Here is a 19,124-nt window from a genome sequence, read left to right on the forward strand (position 1 = left end):
AGTCTGGGCCGTGTCTCAGTCCCAGTGTGGCCGTTCATCCTCTCAGACCGGCTACTGATCATCGCCTTGGTGAGCCATTACCTCACCAACTAGCTAATCAGACGCAGACCCATCTTCTAGTGGTAGCTTATATATAGAGGCCACCTTTAGTATCATACCCATGCGGATTTAATACAACATTCGGTATTAGCGTCCCTTTCGGAACGTTGTCCCCATCTAGAAGGCAGGTTGTCTACGCGTTACTCACCCGTTCGCCACTAAGAATCATTGCTGATTCTCCGTTCGACTTGCATGTGTTAGGCACGCCGCCAGCGTTCGTCCTGAGCCAGGATCAAACTCTCCATAAAATTTATTTATGAAGAACCTTGATGGCTCTTTATAATTTAAGAAATTGTGATTTACCGAAGTAAATCTTGTAAATTGTGCTCAATGAGCACCGCACATCTGGCATTAATTCTTCTTACATTGTTTAGTTTTCAGAGAACACCGTTGCCTATGAGGCAATGGATACGATACCAGATTATCTATCACTTAAAAGCTTTATTCATCTGCATCGCTCGCCGCCATTTGACTTCATCTTGTGGCGACTTTTTACATGTTACCACATTTAACTCAATGTGTCAACATGTTTTTTCTGTTAATTTTTGTTATCTCTTTGGTTACTGAGTTATCAATGACCAAGAAATTATTATTTTTTACTACATCGCTTGCTGCGACTTACATAGAATATCACGTTCAATATTTTATGTCAATTAGTATTTTTTGCATAATCCGCTAATCTAAAAAGTAAGCCATTGGTTGCTGCATATCTGCTTTTCAAAAGGTAAAAACTTTATAAAAATATATAACTTGTTTTAATTGTTTTAGGAAACACTATTAACAAGGAGGTGATGATGTTGAAAAAAGAAGTTAGTATTTATGATACACCAGCTACAAACTATTCCCCAGCATTCCAATCCGACTATGCACCTGAACTTCCTGATCCACAATTCAGTTCTTCTGCCTATACCCAAAATGTTAACAAGCAGCCAAAAGTTGAGGCTTCGGTACAATCATATAATGATAATTTATAAAACGTAGTATAAAAGCTACTGTTCTAATTAGAACAGTAGCTTCTTTGTAGTTATATACCTTTAAAAGAAGGCATCCTTTTTTCTTTAAAAGCACTAACTCCTTCTTTGTGATCTTGCGTTTGCAAACAGTATGCTTGCATATCAGCCTCGTGCTCAAGCAAGCTATTCAAAGTCATGGTATCGTATCTATTGAGCGTTTTTTTAATCAGGCCGACCGCAATAGGTGCTGAATCAGCGATCTTTTTTGCAAATGCTTTTGTTTCTTCCTCTAAGCTCTCATTAGCACATACTCGGTTGACAAGCTTTAATGAATGAGCTGTTTTCGCATCAATTAGATCCGCTGTAAACATTAGTTCTTTAGCTTTGTGCAAACCTACTATTCTAGGCAGCAAGTACATTCCGCCGCAGTCTGGAATTAGTCCAACTTTAGCAAAACTTTGGGCGAAACGAGCGGAATCAGCACAAAAAATAATATCGCATGCTAAAGCTAAGTTGAATCCTGCGCCTGCCGCTACTCCATTAACCATTGCAATTACTGGTTTGTCCATTTCCATAATAATTGAAACAAATTGACCAACTTGGGCAATGAAGCTTCTTGCTTCAATTATATCTTTTAAATTTTCAATATACGATAAATCACCGCCAGCACAAAATGCTTTTCCACTGCCTGTTAGAATGATAGTTTTAACCGAATTGTCATTTTTCACCAAATTAAGGCATTCAATAAGCTCATCTGCCAACAACTTATTAATAGAATTTAACGCACTTGGACGGTTGAGCGTAATAGTAGCAATCCCATCATCATTACTAAGTAGTACAGCTTTATCAGTCATATTTTTCTCCTTTTGAAGCTACGCTGCCAGTCTTCGAGCTAAGACTTAATTATTCTTTGTTAGTCATATTTGAAAAATTACTAATCAGCTGCTTCTTTTCAATACGAGGGAGCTTTTTTATAGCACATTCTCGTTCACGGGCAGTTTTACTATCCGAGAATTCTTCATGATATACCAGTTTGACAGGACCGCGACCTCTCGTATATTTTGCCCCGTTGCCACTATTGTGCTTTGCGATGCGGTTATCCAAGTCAGTCGTCCATCCGGTATAAAGAGTACCGTCTGAACATTCGACTATATAGGTAAAAGCCACTATTTTACCTCTTCAATAGTTATCTTTTTGACTACAACATCTTCAATAGGTTTATCCTGAGCCTTTGTCTTAACCTTACCGATAGCTCGGACCACTTCGATACCTTCTACAACTTTACCAAAGACAGAATGCTTATTATCAAGCCAAGGTGTTGCCTCTAAAGTAATAAAAAATTGAGAACCTCCAGTGTTTGGTCCAGCGTTAGCCATCGATAGAATACCTTCCGAGGAATGACGAAGGCTGCTGTCAAATTCGTCAGGAATGGTATATCCAGGTCCGCCAGTTCCATTTCCCTTAGGATCTCCGCCCTGAATCATAAATCCGTCTATTACCCGGTGAAAGATTAAACCGTTATAAAATCCTTTATTAACTAAAGTGATAAAATTCTTTGTTGTCTTTGGCGCTTTGTCTTCGAATAACTCTACTTTGAAACTACCCTTGGATGTTTCAAATACAGCAATGCTATTCTTTTTGCCTGTTACTTCTGTCTGTTTAGGGCTAATATCAGGTTGAGTTGGTGATGGAGGCAGATTTCCCGTATTACCAGAACACCCTACAGTAATCATTAACATCATTGCTACTAAAACCAAGATAATTTTTTTCATTACATACACGTCCTTTGCTTCAATTAATTACCTTTTAAAACAATACTTTCTCCCGGATTTGCTGGACACCATACTGATACTTTCTTATTATTACCAGGGAATAATGAAGGTGGTACCCATGTTTCGCCGCGAGTATGCATAGCTACTAAGTTTCTAACCTCGACATTGCGGCAAAATTCTTCTGCACCAATTGCTCGATAATCACCTAACCGACTATCAACTGGAAAAAAAGCCACGTCAAGTTTTAAATGGGCAAGCTTATCAATTTCGGTCTTAAAATTCGCTTCAGCCAACCTAATGTTTTCGTCCGTGTCGCCTACCCAATGCCACCAGTTTAAATCACCAGCGTGAAAGATTTTCCAACCATCTAATTCGATATAAAAAGAAACTCCTTCATCGGTTGAGCCATAGGTTATAACTTTTAAATTATCTTCTACTGATTCCTCATAAGGCTTCATAAATACTAGCTTTTCTTTTTCTATAGTGTTAATACCATCCTCATACTTGATATCGTCACTAAAAAAATATTTGGTAACGTTATTTTGCCATCTGCTAATTTGAGGATTGAAATGATCGGCATGGCGATGTGAGCTAAAAACCCACACGTTTTCACTTTCATTTATTAATCTTTCCAAACCAACAGTAGGATTAAGATAGTAATCAAAAACCAGCAGATTCTTGCCGTTTTTCAAAACGAATCCACTATTGAATAAGTAAGTAATCTCCAAACTTTTCAACACAAACACCTCCTAGGAGCTTTATTACTTCTCACTAATCTTTGAGCGGAAAAACTTTGTAAGCGGCGTTAGATAAATCAAGTAAGCTATGATACTGCCTCCGATTGAACTAACTAAAAAAGGAATAACGAAAAAGAAAGCCGCAACCTTTGTTCCTAGAATAAATTTCGCAATCGGATAAGCTAGCAGCCCGCCAATAATACCAGTGCCAATTACCTCACCTAAAATAGCACCCAATATATGATTAGTCTTCCTATATAGTATTCCAGACAACGCAGCTCCTATCATACTGCCTGGAAAAGCTAACAACGAGCCTGTGCCCAACAAATTTCTTAAAACAGAAATCCCGAATGCAGCACTTACTGAGTAACGAGTTCCTAAAAAAACAGCTAATAATATATTAATGGCATGTTGTACCGGAAAACATTTTGCTACAACTACCGGTATATAAATGAGGTGTGCAGAAAGAACGCCAAGGGCTATAAACAAAGCAGTAAAAGTTAGTTTTTGTAGATTCACTTTATCCTCCAAACAAGTTAGCTAAGGCGAATTTTATCTCTAAGTATTTCGCCCGATAAATTATAAATAGCGTCAAACAGCCGGATTCTAAAACTACCAATACCTTCGTCCGGTTTCAAACCACTACTTGCTAATTCTCCTGCTATTCCCATCATAGCAATACCTGTTACTGCGCCGACAAATGGATTGGCAACCGCTGCACAACTCCCAACAAGCGATGAACTCATACAACCTGTACCAGTAACATTAGTTAACATTATATCACCATTATCAATTCTGCAGACTTTATTACCATCAACAATAATATCTGTTTTTCCGGTCACTGCAATTACACAGTTAAGTTTCTGAGAAAGCTTTATTGCTATATTCTCACCATTAGTCTCATCGGCAACAGAATCAACACCTTTTATAGCTGCACTAATACCACTTAATAATTTAATTTCTGACATATTACCACGGATAATCGTAGGCTTTACTTCTCTAATAATCCGCTCCGCGACAGCCGTCCTATATGAAGTCGCTCCTACGCCGACTGGATCAAATATTATTGGGATACCTAAAGACTGAGCTTTTTTTCCTGCAACGATCATCGCCTCAACTGTTGGAGCGTTTAGTGTACCAATATTTATCACTAAAGCCGAGGCATGTGCTGCCATCTCTTCAACTTCGAGTATTTCACTGGCCATAACTGGCGATGCACCAATAGCTAAAGTTATGTTTGCAGAATCATTAGCTGTGACATAATTAGTTAAGTGATGAATAAGAGGTTTTTGATTTCTTATCTTCTCTATCACTGAACATATTTCATTAATCATTGTTTCACCTCTTCTATATTTAGATTAAAAAATACCATATTTTACCTAGGTTTTCAATACTGATTATTTCCGTGGTTTTGCTTTACTTGTTGCTGCTGCTAAAAGCGGATTATCGGGCCAGAAATGCTTAGGGTAACGCCCCTTTAAATCGCTTTTAACTTCATGATAACCATGTTTCCAAAAACTTGCTAAATCTGTTGTTACTTGGACCGGGCGAAAAGCGGGCGATAGCAAGTGTAACGTTAATGGGACCTTCCCACCAGCAACACACGGAGTTTCTGATAACCCAAATAGTTCCTGCAAGCGTACAGCTAAAACAGGCTTTGTCGGAATACTATAATCTACCATTATGCGCTGTCCGCTTGGAACTAAAACATGAGAAGGGGCGATTCTATCCATTATTTGTCGCTGTTCCCACGTAAGCAAAGACTCAAAAATTTCATTTAAATTAATCCGCTGTAGGTCTTTTTTATTGCTAATTCCAATTAAATGAGGTCCTAACCATATATCTATTTCCTTTAATAGTGCTTCATCCGATATATCCGGCCATGTACAATCTATGTTATTGAGAAAAATAAGCCGTTCCTGAAATCGCCGTGCTGCTTTTGTCCATGGCAGTATTTCTAATCCTTCGGACTTAATTCCCTGCACTAACTCTTTCTGCACATCAACTGAGTTAGTATTTGAAACTGGCTCTTCCTTAAGACATATGCTTCCCAGGCATATTTGACGACGCGCGCGTACACTTTGAGATGCTTTATCCCATTTAACAGTTATATCTACTTCCAGCTGATCACTAAAATAGTTTAGTATATTCTCTAAATCAATTTGAGCAGCCCTATGAATGTAACCTTCTTCGCCTTTATCATCCAGTTCTATGACAACTATATATGCCGCCTCAGAAAGGAGCTGAATACTCCCTAGCCTAGCGCCTCGACCATTGCGCATTAAAAATCTTCCATTACCTCTATTTTGAGCTATTCGGTCTGGATACGCAAACGCAAGTAAAATACCTGATGCACCTGTATCATGTTTATTATTGTTTTCACTTATCCCTAAACACATTTGCCAATATTTGATTTCTTTTCCAATTCGGCGATATAACGATAATTCGATACTTTGCTTCTGATTATATCCACTTAAGTTGTTACGCAGTGCTTCAATACGCAGTCCTATATCAGCATCATATGTCTGACCACGCAGAATATCTCGTTCGCCTAGTATGGCAGCAATTTCACACGCTAACTGTCCTAAACCAATCTCTGCTGATTTAATCAGCATATGGGCAAGACGAGGATGGCATCCTAAAGCGGCCATATCCCGCCCATGCTTTGTTATTAGCCCATTCTTATCTAAAGCGCCTAGTTGATAAAGCAGTTCTCTGCCTTGATTATATGCAGCTAAAGGTGGATCATCCAGCCAGCGTAATTCTTTTGGATCAACCGTTCCCCACGCTGCTAATTCAAGAGCTAATGGTGTCATATCCGTATCATATATTTCGGGGGTATTGCTTTGGACGAAACCTGCTTCTTCTTGTTTTGTCCACAATCGGTAGCAAATCCCCGGCCCCTGTCTCCCTGCACGGCCCCGACGCTGCTCGGCTGCAGCTTGCGACACCCGAATTGTCTCGAGACGAGTCATTGCCGTACGAGGTGAGAATCTAGATACACGCATTAGTCCGCTGTCGATAACAACTTGGACACCTTCTACGGTTAAACTTGTCTCAGCAATAGATGTGGCTAAAACTACTTTTCTTGAACCCGACGCTGATGGCTTGAGTGCAGCATCCTGTTCATCAAAAGTTTGACTGCCATATAGGGGCAATACTTTTACATTACAGCCAAGATTAGCTTGCGAGAGACGCTGTTCCACCCTCCTGATTTCGCGTATACCTGGCAGAAAAACCAATATGTCACCCTCATAGTTTTTTAACGCTTCATTAACTTTAATCAAAACAATAGATTCAATATTTCCCTCTAGCCTGGATGAAAGGTGAAAAGTTTCGACCGGATATGATCGACCTTCACTTTTAAGCACTGCACAATTCCCAATCATAGCAGCTATTGGTTCTACATCCAGAGTTGCTGACATTATAACAAGTTTTAAATCTTCCCTAAAAAGATCTTGCGATTGCAAACATAGGGCCAGACCTAAATCAGCATGTATACTACGTTCATGAAATTCATCAAAAATTACCATGCCGATATTTTCAAGCGCGGCATCGTCTTGCAGCAGCCTAGTAAGAATACCTTCGGTAATTATTTCTATTTTAGTGTCAGGACCTGCTTTTGTATCAAGCCTTACACGATAGCCAACTGTTGATCCAACTTCTTCGCCAATTAAACTTGCCATATAGCGAGCTGCTGATCTAGCAGCAATTCGCCGAGGCTCTAGCACTAAAATTTTTCGTCCTTTGAGCCAAGGCTCGTTCATTAATGCTAGTGGAACTTGTGTTGTTTTACCCGCCCCAGGTGGTGCAACAAGTACAACCTTCGAATAACTATTAAGAGTATCCTTTAATTGTGGCAATAAATTTATTATTGGGAAATGGGTCATAAATCGACACCTCATTGTATATTTCCGGGAAATAGTTTATAAAATCAGACTAATTTGGGTGGAGTTTTAACCCCGCTCTTTACTACTTTGAACCTTTGGACGCGAAATTAGTACCTATAGCATAAATTACATATTTTGGGTAATACTAATATTCCTTGGCATAATTACTCTTTCCAGAATAGCAGCATAACAAAAACAGAAAAGTTAAATTGGCTCGACTTGCGCCGAGCCTCATGCTAAAATATCTTACTTTTTGCTTGCTAATATGTAGTACTTGGCAGCAATTAAGGCGCCTGTTATAGTGAACACCACATCTAAGACTGTTTGCAGAGTATCTCCCCAAGGCCACTGACGATTATATAGGTGAACAACTACGATAACCGCAAACAGAATATCATTAAATTTACTTGTTTTATTCATATAATGCCGAAGTGATGTTGATATCACTTCTTTTCGTCACCCCCATTTTATTATAACATTATAAATAATAGTTACATATAATTTAATACGTCTTACGTCGTTTTCTATGTGATTATATTCAAAAGTCCTTTTGTCAGGACTATATGACCAAATTTAAGGAGAGATACATGAAAACAGCTTTCGTTAGCATCTTTTTAGCGTTTTATGGCGCAATAAACTACTACATAGGTCTTCGAACCTGGGATTCTCTAGGACACTTTTTTCCATTTTCAAATACAGTCTTTTGGTCTTTGCTATTTGTTTTGGCAATGTCCTATTACATAAATAAAGCCTGGGCTTCTCGTTTTCCAGAAAAACCAATACACCTTTTGGCTTTAATAGGTTCCTATTGGCTGGCTATTACTTATTTTGCATTCTTCTTTTGGTTATTAGCTGATTTTCTTACAGTTATAAATTATTGGCTAATTTGGGTTCCGGCACATATTAGCAGTCATTTTATAACTGGTTTTGCTGTATGGATCGGCGTTTTTTTACTACTTTTCTATGGCACCTGGAACGCAACACACCCGATAACGAGCCGCTACAATATTAAAATCGACAAATCTGCAGGAAATCTTTCAAGACTGCATGCAGTCTTTGTTTCCGATATACACTTAGGTCCGCTGGTTGGCACAGACCGTTTAAGAAAGCTAGTTCAATCAATAAACAGTTTAGATCCGGATATCGTGTTTTTAGGCGGCGATATAATCGACGAAAACGTAGTGTTTTTTGCAAATAACCATATGCCAGAAATACTCGGTCAAATTAAATCTAAATTTGGTGTTTATGCAATACTGGGAAACCATGAATACATAGGCGGACAAGGTGAACAAGCTGTAGAATTTCTCACTAAAGCTAACGCCACAGTACTTCGCGACAATTACATAAAAATCGCTGACAGCTTTATTTTAGCAGGTCGCGATGATCGCAGCAGTCCGTACTTTAATAAAGTAAATCGCGCTACTGCAGCTAAGCTTTTCGAGGGAGTAGATTCCTCACTGCCGATAATTTTACTAGACCATCAGCCGTCTAATCTTGATGAGGCTAAAGAGCAAGGCGTGGATTTGCAGTTGTCTGGTCATACCCACCGTGGGCAATTCTTCCCCAATAACTTAATAACTAAGTCGGTATTTGAAATCGACTGGGGCTATTTGAAAAAAGGCAATCTAAACGTAATTGTATCATCCGGGTATGCGACCTGGGGTCCGCCAATTCGTATCGGCACCAAACCAGAACTCGTCGATATATTAATTGAATTCAAAACTTAATTTATCCATGTATTTTAATAAAGCAATACTTTTTTCTCGTCAAAAAACTCAGGTAGTATTTGAACTATCTGAGTTTTTTTATATTTATTTCTTATATGCTGTTCCTTTTAGCGGCAAATCGTATCTGTGTTGTTTATCAAAGTTGTAATAAGCAGAGGCTACTGCTGGAGCTATTGGTATAGCAGCAATCTCCCCTACACCCTTAGCTCCATATGCCAGTTCAGAAGGGCTTTTCTCTATTATAATAGTCTCAATTTCAGGCATATCGATCGATCTAAATAAACCTAAGGTTCCATATTTCACCTGAGGAACACTATTCTTTAAGGGAAAATCTTCTTTCAGCGCATATCCAAGCCCCATTGCGATTGCACCTTCGATCTGTCCTTCAATTGCTTTAGGATTGATAGCCTTTCCAACATCATGGGCAGCCGTAACTTTTTTAACTTTGCCCTTTTCATTCAATATCACAACATGAGTTGCATAACTATATGCTACGTGGCTTATTGGGTTGGTTTTTTTTGAGTCTAGCCGATCAGTACTTCCCAAAAACTCACCATAAAACACTTGACCTTCAAGCTCCAACAATGTTTTGTCAGCTACAGCCTTCCGGAGAGCTAAAGCAGCTTGCCGAGCGGCTTCTCCGGTAAATAGTGTTTGCCTGGACGCTGTTGTTGTTCCTGCATCAGGTGTCTGCCAAGTATCTGGTGCCGCTACTTCTATTAAATTTAATGGTACACCCGACGTCTCACAAACTATCTGAGACACAATAGTCGCTAATCCCTGGCCAATGCAGGCGGCACTAGTCAGCACAGTAACTTTTCCATTATTCACTTGTAGTTTAACTCTGGATATATCGGACAGACCTACCCCAATACCCGTATTTTTCATAGCACAAGCTATTCCAGCATAACTCGCATTCTCAAATTCTTCCTTTACGGCTAGAAGAGTTTCCTTGATTGCAGTTCCAGCATCACAAATTTGCCCGGTAGCATTAACCACTCCTGGTTCAAGTGCATTTCGATAACGCATCTCCCAAGGAGATATCCCTGCCTCACGGGCCAAAAAATCCATGTTTAACTCACAAGCAAAAGCAGCCTGAGTAACTCCAAAGCCTCTGAACGCACCAGCAGGAGGATTGTTTGTATAAACACATAAACCTTCAATGTCAATATTAGCTACAGCATACGGTCCGGCAATATGGGTACAAGCCCGTTGCAGTACTGCTGGTCCAAGCGATGCATAGGCTCCTGTATCGGCAATAATACGAGCAATTACTGCTGTAATCATTCCGTCTTTATCACAGGCTGTAGTTAATTCTAATTCCATTGCATGTCGTTTAGGATGGACAAGTATACTTTCTTGGCGACTTAGCGTAAGTTTAACTGGTTTTCCTGTCTTTTGAGCCAGCAAAGCGGCATGATGCTGAACGCTCAGATCTTCTTTTCCGCCAAAGCCGCCGCCTACTAGCTTACTCACCACTCGCACCTTATCAGCAGGAAGTCCTAGAATAGCCATAATGCCGTGCTGATCCTCATAAACGCTTTGACTGCCTACATAAACAGTAAGACAGCCCTCCTTTTCCGGTACAGCTACCGCACTTTCCGGCTCCATGAATGCATGCTCGCTAAAGGGTGTGGTGTACCGCTTACTGACAACGTGCGCCGCTTTTTTCAAAGCTTGCTTAGTATCACCGCGGCGAATTTCAGTTTTACTAAGTAAATTTCCGTTAGGATGAATGCTATATGCTCCTTGGGTTAAGGCCTCAGAAGGTGAGGTGAGAGGTTCAAGTTCCTCATATATAACGTCAATCAAATCTGCAGCCTGCCTAGCTAAACTTTTTGATTTAGCAGCAACCAAGGCAATTGCATCACCAATGTAGCGAGTTTCTTCACCGACTGCTACTAGTGCAGGCCAGTCTTTCGCAATAAAGCCCCAATATCGCTGTCCAGGAATGTCCTCCGCTGTAATAACAGCTTCAACTCCCGGAGCAGCCTTAGCTGCACTGATATCTATCTTTTTGACTAAAGCTCTAGGAAACTTTGTCCTTAGAACTGCCCCATATAACATACCTTCTATATACATATCATCGACATACTGACCTGTTCCAAGTGTTTTTTCAACTGCATCCACACGTTGTACACTTATGCCCACGCCACACTTATTTAAGGGTTGGGCCGATATTTCTCCTCTCAGTCGCTGCGCTGCTAAAAGAATAGCTTGCTCAATTTTCACGTACCCTGTACAACGGCAGATATTACCTCGTATTGCCTCTTTGATATCCTTATTTGTCGGATTACTTTTCTGGTCTAATAATGCTTTGGCGCTTATTACCATACCAGGAATGCAAAATCCGCATTGTACTGCTCCAGCCTCGGCAAAAGCCCAGGAATAAATTTCCTTTTCGCGCTCAGCCAATCCTTCAACAGTAAGGATCTTTTTTTCGTTCAATTTGGCTGTTGTAAGTAAACAAGCCCGTTGAGCTTTTCCGTTAACTATTACCATACAAGCTCCGCAAGCCCCTTCACCGCAGCCATTCTTTAGTGAGGTAATCTGAAGTTCGTCCCTCAAATACTCAAGCAGATTGATATCTTTGTCAATTCGGTATTCCAGACCGTTAATAGTTAATACAGACATAGGAGCGCCCCCTTAAAGATTTAAAAAGGTCTGCGCATTGCTAATAGTCGTTAATAGAGATTAGGACGTAAGTTTGCCTAAGTTTAATTCAAACCTACGTCCCAGCATGTTATTAGGGGTAAATATGAGTACCGGCTTGTTCTGCCAGCGCGGCTTCTAAACTCTCCGGGTTAGTTATAATAGCTTTTTTCCCGCCCTTTTCAAGGAAACATATAACTGCCTGAATTTTTGGAAGCATACTTCCGGGAGCAAAATGATTCTCAGTGACATATTGTTTGAGCTGAGCCAGTGTTACTCTATCCAATGCAAGCTCATCATGTTTTCCATAGTTTAAAAAGACTTTAGGAACACCTGTTGAAATAATAAGAACGTCAGCATCTACCTGGGTAGCTAGTAAACTTGAAGCAAAGTCTTTATCAATAACCGCATCTACTCCAACTAGTGTGCCATCAGCTTGGCGAACGACGGGGATACCACCTCCGCCGACACTAACTACGCAGTATCCCTGATTGGTTAATAATTTTACAGCCTCTGTTTCGACTATCTCCTGCGGTACGGGCGATGGAACTACCCGGCGATATCCTCGCCCTGCGTCATTAACCAATACCCAATCCGGATTGGTTTGTGCAAGCATTTTTGCCTGATCTTGGGTGAAAAATGAGCCGATAGGTTTAGTAGGATTGCTAAAAGCAGGATCAGCAGCAGAGACAACAACCTGTGTTACGATGGTTACGGCAGCTTTTGCAATACCACGTTTTTTAAACTCATTATCCATAGCTTGCTGAATTTGGTAACCAATTGCCCCTTGAGTATCTGCTCCACAATTTACAAGAGGTACATGATGCATTCTAGCAACTTCGCTGGCTATTTCCGACCGTCGGAGGATGAAGCCTACCTGTGGACCATTCCCATGGGTAATGATGACCTCATATCCTTGTTCAATCATACTGGTAATATGTTTTGCTGTTTCACAAACAGCATCATATTGATCCTGCACCGTTTGGTGGACGTTGTCGCGGATAAGCGAGTTTCCGCCTATAGCTACAACCGCCAGCTTATTCATACTTATCGACCACCCATCAATAAAGTCATAACGCCTTTAGCAGTGTGAAGGCGGTTTTCAGCCTCGTCATATACAATTGAATGGGGACCATCAATAACAGAATCCTCGACTTCGTTATTTCTATCAGCCGGTAGAGCGTGCATATACATTACGTCTTTATCTGCTATTGCCATCTTAGCCTCAGTACATTTCCAGCTTCTGTTGGCTATTAGCTTATCATCAATTACTTTTGTGGCCCCGGAAAGTGCTGCCCCAGTCTGGTCAGTTACCCAGTTGCCCCAATTTTTAGGAATTACGATGTGAGCTCCCCGATACGCTTCTTCCTCATTATCAGTGATCGTTACAGTACCGCCATAGCGGGCAGCGTTAGCTTTAGCCTTTTCAATTACCCAATCTGGCAGCTCCCAGCCCTTAGGATGAGCTAATGTTACATCCATTCCATACCGAGGAAATAGCAGGACCTGGGATACTGGAACTGAAATTGGCTTTTTATGACTTTCCGCATAGGCCCAAATTATAGATACTTTAACTCTTTTTAGATCGCCAATTTTTTCTTTCATTGTCATCAGATCGGCTAAAGCCTGGAATGGATGATATAAATCGCACTGAAGATTCATAATAGGCACTGTTGACCACTGAGCCATTTCATTTAAATATTTGTTACCGCGTTCCCAGTTGCAATAACGGCAGGCAATTGCGTGGCCAAAGCGGGAAAGAATTATTGCTGTATCTTTAGCACTTTCACCATGGGCAATCTGCATGCTGCTAGAATCTAGAAATCCAGCATGACCACCTAGCTGAGCTAAGCCTGCTTCCATTGAATTGCGAGTGCGTGTAGATTGCTCAAAAAACATCATAAACATCGTCTGAGATTGAAGATATGGAGTAGGCACACCCATAGCAAACTTCTTTTTAAGGTCAAAAGACGCTTCTAACATTGTGTCTACTTCTTCTTTGTTAAAATCCTCAAGATCGATGAAGTGTTTACCCCGAAATACTGAATGCACTGTAAAGTCCCCCTTAATTTATAATAAATATCTTTGGCTTATATCTAACTTGGAGCTATTTAACTAAATTAGCTGTGCTTTCTGGCATTTTGGCAGCGTATTGCTTTACATATATCAATGGAATTACAGCATACATAGCTGTTGCATCAACTAATTCTTTTTTCCAAGTACGCTCATTTGGTGCATGAGCCTGATCTTCATGACCAGGTCCAAAACCAATACAAGGAATACCATAACGCCCCATTATTGAGACACCATTTGTCGAAAAGGTCCATTTATCAACAACTGGAGAACGATCAAACAGACCCTGATAAGCATCCTCTAGCGTAGAGCATACAGGATGACCCTCTTCAATAAGCCAGGTTGGGAAGTAGGCATCTGTGGGATAAACCAAGCCAGTATAGGACGGGCGTTCGTAGGTATACATTTCAACCTTTGCGTCAGCTGCCTTTACACTAGGCAAGTTTCGTATCTGACTTAGTGCAAGTTCAGCATCTTCGCCGTCAGTCAAACGCCTATCAATGGATATCCAGCAGCTATCTGCAACCGCACAGCGCGACGGCGATGTATGGAAAATTTCTGAAACTGTAAGACTTCCTTTTCCCAGAAACTCATGATGTTGAAGATTCTCATGCAAGGCACGCAGTTCACTTAGTATTGGTGCCATTTTATAGATAGCATTATCGCCGCGTTCTGGAGCAGAGCCATGGCAGCTAACGCCTTTTGCGGCCACTTTAATTTCCATACGCCCTCTTTGTCCGCGATAAATCTTTCCATCTGTTGGCTCAGTAATCACAACAAAATCCGGGCGCAATTTATCTTCATTGATTATGTACTGCCAGCAAAGACCATCGCAGTCTTCCTCTTGAACTGAACCGACAATCACCAGCGTGTAATCATCTTCAAGACCTAATTCTTTAATGATTTTTCCGGCATATACCATGGAAGCCATACCGCCCAACTGATCGCTGGCTCCCCGTCCGATAATAATTTCGTCATCCTCATAGCCTTCATAGGGGTGATATTCCCAATTAGCAATATTACCAATACCGACCGTGTCAATATGAGCATCCATAGCGATAACATTCTTACCGGAACCGATATAGCCTAATATGTTGCCCATCGGATCAATTTCGATATGATCGAAACCAACCTTTTCCATTTCTTCCTTAATGCGTAACACGACTTGACTTTCACCGCAGCTTTCGCCAGGTATTGAAATTAAATCTCGTAAAAACCTCGATATATCCGGCTTATATTTTTCTGCCATTTTAAGCACCTGTGAAAATGTCTGTTCCAAAGTTTAGATCCCCTTCCTCTTAAAGATTTGTAGGTCAAAACCTTATAAAGTAAGACTTGATTCAGATGGAGTTGCCAGTGCCCTTTGGGTATAACTCCATCTGAATCTTAGTCGCTCTGATCCAGGGACTTAGCCGCTCGCCTGTGCCCTTTGGGTATAGAGCGGGTTAGTCATCGGATAATTTTGTTTTAACGCCTAATTTAGCGTTTCACTACTAGCCTTAGCAGACTGTTCTGTTCCATTTAATACTGCGTTTAATACTATTGCAGCAATACTTCCTGCTGTAATTCCGCTGTGCAAGATAACTTGAGCCCAGCTTGGGAAGCTATGATAGAAACTTGGGACCGCGAGTGTTATCATGCCTATTCCAATACTAATTGCTACGACCATGATATTGTGGGTGCCGTCGAATTGAACTTTAGATAGGGTTTTTATGCCGCTGGCAGCTACCATGCCAAACATTGCAATGCCCGCTCCACCAAGTACAGGACTAGGGATAGAAGCAATTATCGCCGCTAATTTAGGAAATAACCCTAAAACAACCAATATTGCGCCGGCGGCAGCAACAACATAACGGCTCTTAACTCTTGTCAAACCAACGAGTCCGACGTTTTGAGCAAAGGCGGTGTATGGGAAACTATTTAAAATACCCCCAAGCATTGTCGAAAAACCATCAGCTCTTAAGCATCTGCTTAAATCATCTTGAGTTATAGGTTTCTCGATTATTTCACCAATGGCGATACAATCGCCGGTCGTTTCGGTCATAACAACCAACATTACTAAAACCATCGCAACAATTGATGCAAAATCAAAGGTCGGCATCCCAAATGCAAAAGGTGTAGTAATACCTATCCACGCGGCAGTCGGCACTTGTGAGAAGTTAACTACCCCAAAAGGAATTGCAATGATTGTGCCGCAAATTAGACCTAAAAGAACGGCAATGTTACTTAAAAATCCTTTAAAGCGGCGGTAAAAGAATAAAACCAACACAAGAGTTATAAGTGCCAGAACAATATAATTGGCGCTTGCAAAATCCTTTGCTGCTGGATTTCCGCCCCCGGCCCATCTAACAGCGACAGGCATCAGCGTAATACCGATTATCGTTATAATTGTTCCGGTTACAACAGGTGGGAAAAACCTTAGCAGGCGGCTGAAATAAGGAGCAATCAAGAAAGTAACAATACCGGCGACAATGATTGAGCCGTAAATCCCTGTTAAGCCATGAGTCTTACCGATAATTATCATCGGTGTAACAGCAGCAAAAGTTACCCCCTGAATGATTGGTATTCTAATCCCCATCTTCCAGAACCCCAGTGTTTGAATAAGTGTAGCTATCCCGCAGGTAAATAGATCCGCATTAATAAGATAAATAAGTTGCTCATGTGACAAACCAAGGGCGTTTGCAACTATAAGCGGAACTGCTACAGCTCCAGCATACATTGCTAAAACGTGTTGTAAGCCATAGGTAAACAATTGGCCAAATGGGAGCATCTCATCAACCGGGTGGCGAAATTCCTGATCATGCATTTTTCTCACCTCTTTTTACTTTTAGGGCACCCGTGGCATAGTCGAAAACCTCTATGTTACTCTTTACGCTTCACAAATATCTTCTATTGCAAAATTTATGCCAGAGAATAGGTTGTCAGCACACCAAAATTACGTCAAATTCAGAGAAAACCCGTCTTTCATCGCGCAATAAAATTTCTAGTTTATTCATGCTTATAAAAATGCAGGCGTTCTTTCGCAACCAAGGCTAGATAAAGGCATTATTATAAGCGTAAGTCAGCGCTAGCGTTGGAGCATTAATTATGCATTTACCTAGCCTGTTCAACTAATAAAGAAAATGCGACTTGCACCGAGTCTAGCGAACATCGAAGGCCAATACTCAATACTTATCTTTGTTTTTAAGAATGTTATTTTTTTCTGATAGAATAAAAAAAGCGATGCCGCCTAGGGAATAATTCCTAGATTGCATCGTTTTCGTTATTTCAGAGTTTCGCCTATTCTCAAAATGCTACAAACGTCTCATTAATCAAACTCATAATTCACTGTTATATTTGGACGTTTTTAGCATCAATCTCAATTTGATACAAAGGTCGCTTTATGAAAAAAACTTGCGTTCAGCAATATTATATTCTTTAATTTTGCGATACAGAGTTGCCCGGCTGATTCCCAGAAGTTTCGCTGCAATATCCTTATTCCCTTCCGCCGCTGCCGCTTCCAAAGCTTTAGTAATCAACTCTCGTTCTATTGCTTTTATATTAAGGCTGCCTGATACTAACGTACTTGGCTCTTCCTTTTTAATTCTTTTTGGCAGTACTTCAGCACTAATATATTCTCCGCTTACCATTGTTACTGAGTACTCAATGACATTTGCTAATTCGCGTACATTACCAGGCCACGGGTAACGGCTAAGAATTGCCGCTGCATCAGGCGTGAAACCCTGCACCTTCTTCCCAATTACGGCGCAATAATGCTGAAGATAATAGGAGAAAAGCAGCGGTATATCTTCCTTGCGCTCTCTAAGGGGCGGTATAACTAGTGGTATCACATTAAGACGATAGTAAAGATCTTCCCGAAATTCACCCGAAGAAACCATTTTTTCTAAATTACGGTGGGTTGCAGCTATAACACGAACATCAACGCCGGTAGCACGTGAGCTGCCTATTCTTTCTACTTTCCTTTCCTGCAGTACCCTTAATAACTTCACTTGCAAATGCAACGGCATGTCGCCAATCTCATCAAGAAAAATGGTACCGTTATTAGCAAGTTCAAATTTACCTAGTTTTCCGCCTCGTTTTGCACCAGTAAATGCTCCCTCTTCATAACCAAACAATTCACTTTCTAGAAGACTCTCAGGTATCGCCCCACAGTTAATGGCAATAAATGTATTGCTTTTCCTTTTGCTGCTATCATGGATTGCACGCGCTAAGAGCTCCTTACCAGTACCACTCTCTCCTTGAATCAAGAGCGTTGAATTGGTCGATGCCACCCTGTAAGCCAATTCTTTAAGTTCACGTATTTTGCCGCAATTACCGATGATCTGCGAAAACTCTGTTGCAATATCACTTACTGTGGCATCATTTACAAGTCGCTTAATTTCCTGCACATCCTTAAGTGTAATTACCGCCCCTTCTAAAACACCGCTCTTAATAATCGGAAAAGCATCACAATACCAGTGGGCAGATACACGTCGTCCTTTTACCTCGCCTGAAAACTTTTCACCCTTTTCAATAGACTTCCACAGCCTTTTATCATCCATTATCTGAGGTAAGGCCACACTCTGACCTTCGGCAATATCAACCATACTAGCACTAAGGTTATTGTTGTGAATTACCGTTTTATCCGAGCTCACTACTAAGATACCGTCGTGGAGCAGATTGAGTACTGTTACCAATTGTCGTCCTAGTGTTTCTCTCTCCCGACCTTCAGTGTACTCAGTTATTTTACTTGTTAATAGCTCAGCCATCTTTTCTAGAAAACGCAGCAGTGAATCTTTTCGCTCACGCAGACGTTCGGCTTGATTGATATCAAGACAAATCAGACCAATAACACCTAGTATTCGCCCTCTTATCCCAATTGGCACAGCAACTTCGGCTGCTTCAGGACAATTATCCTTGGCAGTGCAAGGCTGACATAACTCATGATAGCCTGGACGATCAATTATCACCGGCCCGCCAGTATTAATAACATGCCGATAGACAAAGCCATCTTCCAAAACCTTGCCGCACTGACCTCGATACCTCCCTGTACCAGCGATGCGTATTAAGTCACGGTCAGCTATCTCTACCTCCATAACGAGTGCTTCCGCAATAGCATCGGCAGTCTGTTGTACTGTTTCTCGGATGTCCCGCAGCGAATACATAAGTCTCACCCCTGCATCAATGAACTGAGGCTGTTAATAACATTTTAGCAGTCATAGCATATTAACTTGCCCATATT

At 40.9% G+C, this 19,124-nt stretch carries 16 protein-coding genes and 1 rRNA gene; 2 read left to right on the plus strand and 15 right to left on the minus strand.

Going from position 1 to position 19,124, the window contains the following annotated elements:
• Positions 1-347, minus strand: a 16S ribosomal RNA gene (locus V6C17_RS03510); the annotation flags it as partial.
• Between the two features lie 549 nt (positions 348-896).
• Between V6C17_RS03510 and V6C17_RS03515 the strand changes: the two genes are divergently transcribed.
• Complete coding sequence (locus tag V6C17_RS03515; RefSeq protein WP_333521158.1) at positions 897-1,073, plus strand: hypothetical protein; 177 nt, start codon at positions 897-899, stop codon at positions 1,071-1,073.
• A gap of 50 nt (positions 1,074-1,123) precedes the next feature.
• Here the strand turns inward: V6C17_RS03515 and V6C17_RS03520 are convergent, their stop codons facing one another.
• The 8 genes from V6C17_RS03520 to V6C17_RS03555 form a co-directional block, all read right to left on the minus strand.
• Positions 1,124-1,906 carry an enoyl-CoA hydratase/isomerase family protein gene (locus V6C17_RS03520; RefSeq protein WP_333521159.1) on the minus strand — a complete coding sequence of 261 codons (783 nt, stop codon included), beginning with the start codon at positions 1,904-1,906 and terminating at the stop codon, positions 1,124-1,126.
• A gap of 49 nt (positions 1,907-1,955) precedes the next feature.
• A complete protein-coding gene (locus V6C17_RS03525) occupies positions 1,956-2,219 on the minus strand; it encodes a GIY-YIG nuclease family protein (protein ID WP_333521160.1) in 264 nt (87 codons plus the stop codon).
• Positions 2,219-2,824, minus strand: a complete 606-nt coding sequence (locus V6C17_RS03530) for a peptidylprolyl isomerase (RefSeq protein ID WP_333521161.1) — start codon at positions 2,822-2,824, stop codon at positions 2,219-2,221. The genes V6C17_RS03525 and V6C17_RS03530 overlap by 1 nt, the downstream gene beginning before the upstream one ends.
• A 23-nt stretch (positions 2,825-2,847) precedes the next feature.
• Positions 2,848-3,564: an MBL fold metallo-hydrolase gene (locus V6C17_RS03535; RefSeq protein WP_333521162.1), complete on the minus strand. Its 717-nt coding sequence runs from the start codon at positions 3,562-3,564 to the stop codon at positions 2,848-2,850.
• Between the two features lie 21 nt (positions 3,565-3,585).
• Entirely contained in the window at positions 3,586-4,080 is a 495-nt protein-coding gene (gene thiW, locus V6C17_RS03540) for an energy coupling factor transporter S component ThiW (protein ID WP_333521163.1), read from the minus strand.
• 17 nt (positions 4,081-4,097) lie between these two features.
• Positions 4,098-4,895, minus strand: coding sequence for a hydroxyethylthiazole kinase (thiM, locus tag V6C17_RS03545; protein ID WP_333521164.1), 798 nt, complete (start codon positions 4,893-4,895; stop codon positions 4,098-4,100).
• A 63-nt stretch (positions 4,896-4,958) separates the two neighbouring features.
• Positions 4,959-7,451 (minus strand): ATP-dependent helicase HrpB, encoded by a 2,493-nt coding sequence (hrpB, locus tag V6C17_RS03550; protein WP_333521165.1) that lies wholly within the window; start codon positions 7,449-7,451, stop codon positions 4,959-4,961.
• A gap of 246 nt (positions 7,452-7,697) precedes the next feature.
• Positions 7,698-7,898: a hypothetical protein gene (locus tag V6C17_RS03555; protein WP_333521166.1), complete on the minus strand. Its 201-nt coding sequence runs from the start codon at positions 7,896-7,898 to the stop codon at positions 7,698-7,700.
• 140 nt (positions 7,899-8,038) lie between these two features.
• Between V6C17_RS03555 and V6C17_RS03560 the strand changes: the two genes are divergently transcribed.
• The gene (locus V6C17_RS03560) at positions 8,039-9,178 is read left to right on the plus strand and encodes a metallophosphoesterase (RefSeq protein WP_333521167.1); all 1,140 of its coding nucleotides are present in this window, start codon (positions 8,039-8,041) and stop codon (positions 9,176-9,178) included.
• 84 nt (positions 9,179-9,262) lie between these two features.
• Here V6C17_RS03560 and xdh read toward each other — a convergent pair whose 3' ends face one another.
• The 6 genes from xdh to V6C17_RS03590 all read right to left on the minus strand — a co-directional run bounded on the left by xdh (position 9,263) and on the right by V6C17_RS03590 (position 19,047).
• On the minus strand, positions 9,263-11,812 hold the full coding sequence (gene xdh, locus V6C17_RS03565) for a selenium-dependent xanthine dehydrogenase (protein WP_333521168.1): 2,550 nt from the start codon (positions 11,810-11,812) through the stop codon (positions 9,263-9,265).
• Between the two features lie 112 nt (positions 11,813-11,924).
• Positions 11,925-12,875, minus strand: coding sequence for a carbamate kinase (arcC, locus tag V6C17_RS03570; RefSeq protein WP_333521169.1), 951 nt, complete (start codon positions 12,873-12,875; stop codon positions 11,925-11,927).
• A 2-nt stretch (positions 12,876-12,877) separates the two neighbouring features.
• Positions 12,878-13,882: an ornithine carbamoyltransferase gene (locus tag V6C17_RS03575; protein WP_333521170.1), complete on the minus strand. Its 1,005-nt coding sequence runs from the start codon at positions 13,880-13,882 to the stop codon at positions 12,878-12,880.
• Positions 13,883-13,937: 55 nt separating this feature from the next.
• On the minus strand, positions 13,938-15,182 hold the full coding sequence (locus V6C17_RS03580; protein ID WP_333521171.1) for a YgeY family selenium metabolism-linked hydrolase: 1,245 nt from the start codon (positions 15,180-15,182) through the stop codon (positions 13,938-13,940).
• Positions 15,183-15,377: 195 nt separating this feature from the next.
• Positions 15,378-16,709 carry a nucleobase:cation symporter-2 family protein gene (locus V6C17_RS03585; protein ID WP_333521172.1) on the minus strand — a complete coding sequence of 444 codons (1,332 nt, stop codon included), beginning with the start codon at positions 16,707-16,709 and terminating at the stop codon, positions 15,378-15,380.
• 574 nt (positions 16,710-17,283) lie between these two features.
• Positions 17,284-19,047, minus strand: a complete 1,764-nt coding sequence (locus V6C17_RS03590; RefSeq protein ID WP_333521173.1) for a sigma-54-dependent Fis family transcriptional regulator — start codon at positions 19,045-19,047, stop codon at positions 17,284-17,286.
• Between the last annotated feature and the right edge of the window lie 77 nt (positions 19,048-19,124).

The sequence above is a fragment of the Dendrosporobacter sp. 1207_IL3150 genome, assembly GCF_036763085.1.
Classification (GTDB): domain Bacteria; phylum Bacillota; class Negativicutes; order DSM-1736; family Dendrosporobacteraceae; genus JBAIYU01.

Coding starts and splice junctions, on each gene's coding strand:
- V6C17_RS03520 (WP_333521159.1), bottom strand. CDS start 1,906: ATGACTGATAAAGCTGTACTACTTAGTAATGATGATGGGATTGCTACT.
- V6C17_RS03530 (WP_333521161.1), bottom strand. CDS start 2,824: ATGAAAAAAATTATCTTGGTTTTAGTAGCAATGATGTTAATGATTACT.
- thiM (WP_333521164.1), bottom strand. CDS start 4,895: ATGATTAATGAAATATGTTCAGTGATAGAGAAGATAAGAAATCAAAAA.
- hrpB (WP_333521165.1), bottom strand. CDS start 7,451: ATGACCCATTTCCCAATAATAAATTTATTGCCACAATTAAAGGATACT.
- V6C17_RS03560 (WP_333521167.1), top strand. CDS start 8,039: ATGAAAACAGCTTTCGTTAGCATCTTTTTAGCGTTTTATGGCGCAATA.
- xdh (WP_333521168.1), bottom strand. CDS start 11,812: ATGTCTGTATTAACTATTAACGGTCTGGAATACCGAATTGACAAAGAT.
- arcC (WP_333521169.1), bottom strand. CDS start 12,875: ATGAATAAGCTGGCGGTTGTAGCTATAGGCGGAAACTCGCTTATCCGC.
- V6C17_RS03585 (WP_333521172.1), bottom strand. CDS start 16,709: ATGCATGATCAGGAATTTCGCCACCCGGTTGATGAGATGCTCCCATTT.
- V6C17_RS03590 (WP_333521173.1), bottom strand. CDS start 19,047: ATGTATTCGCTGCGGGACATCCGAGAAACAGTACAACAGACTGCCGAT.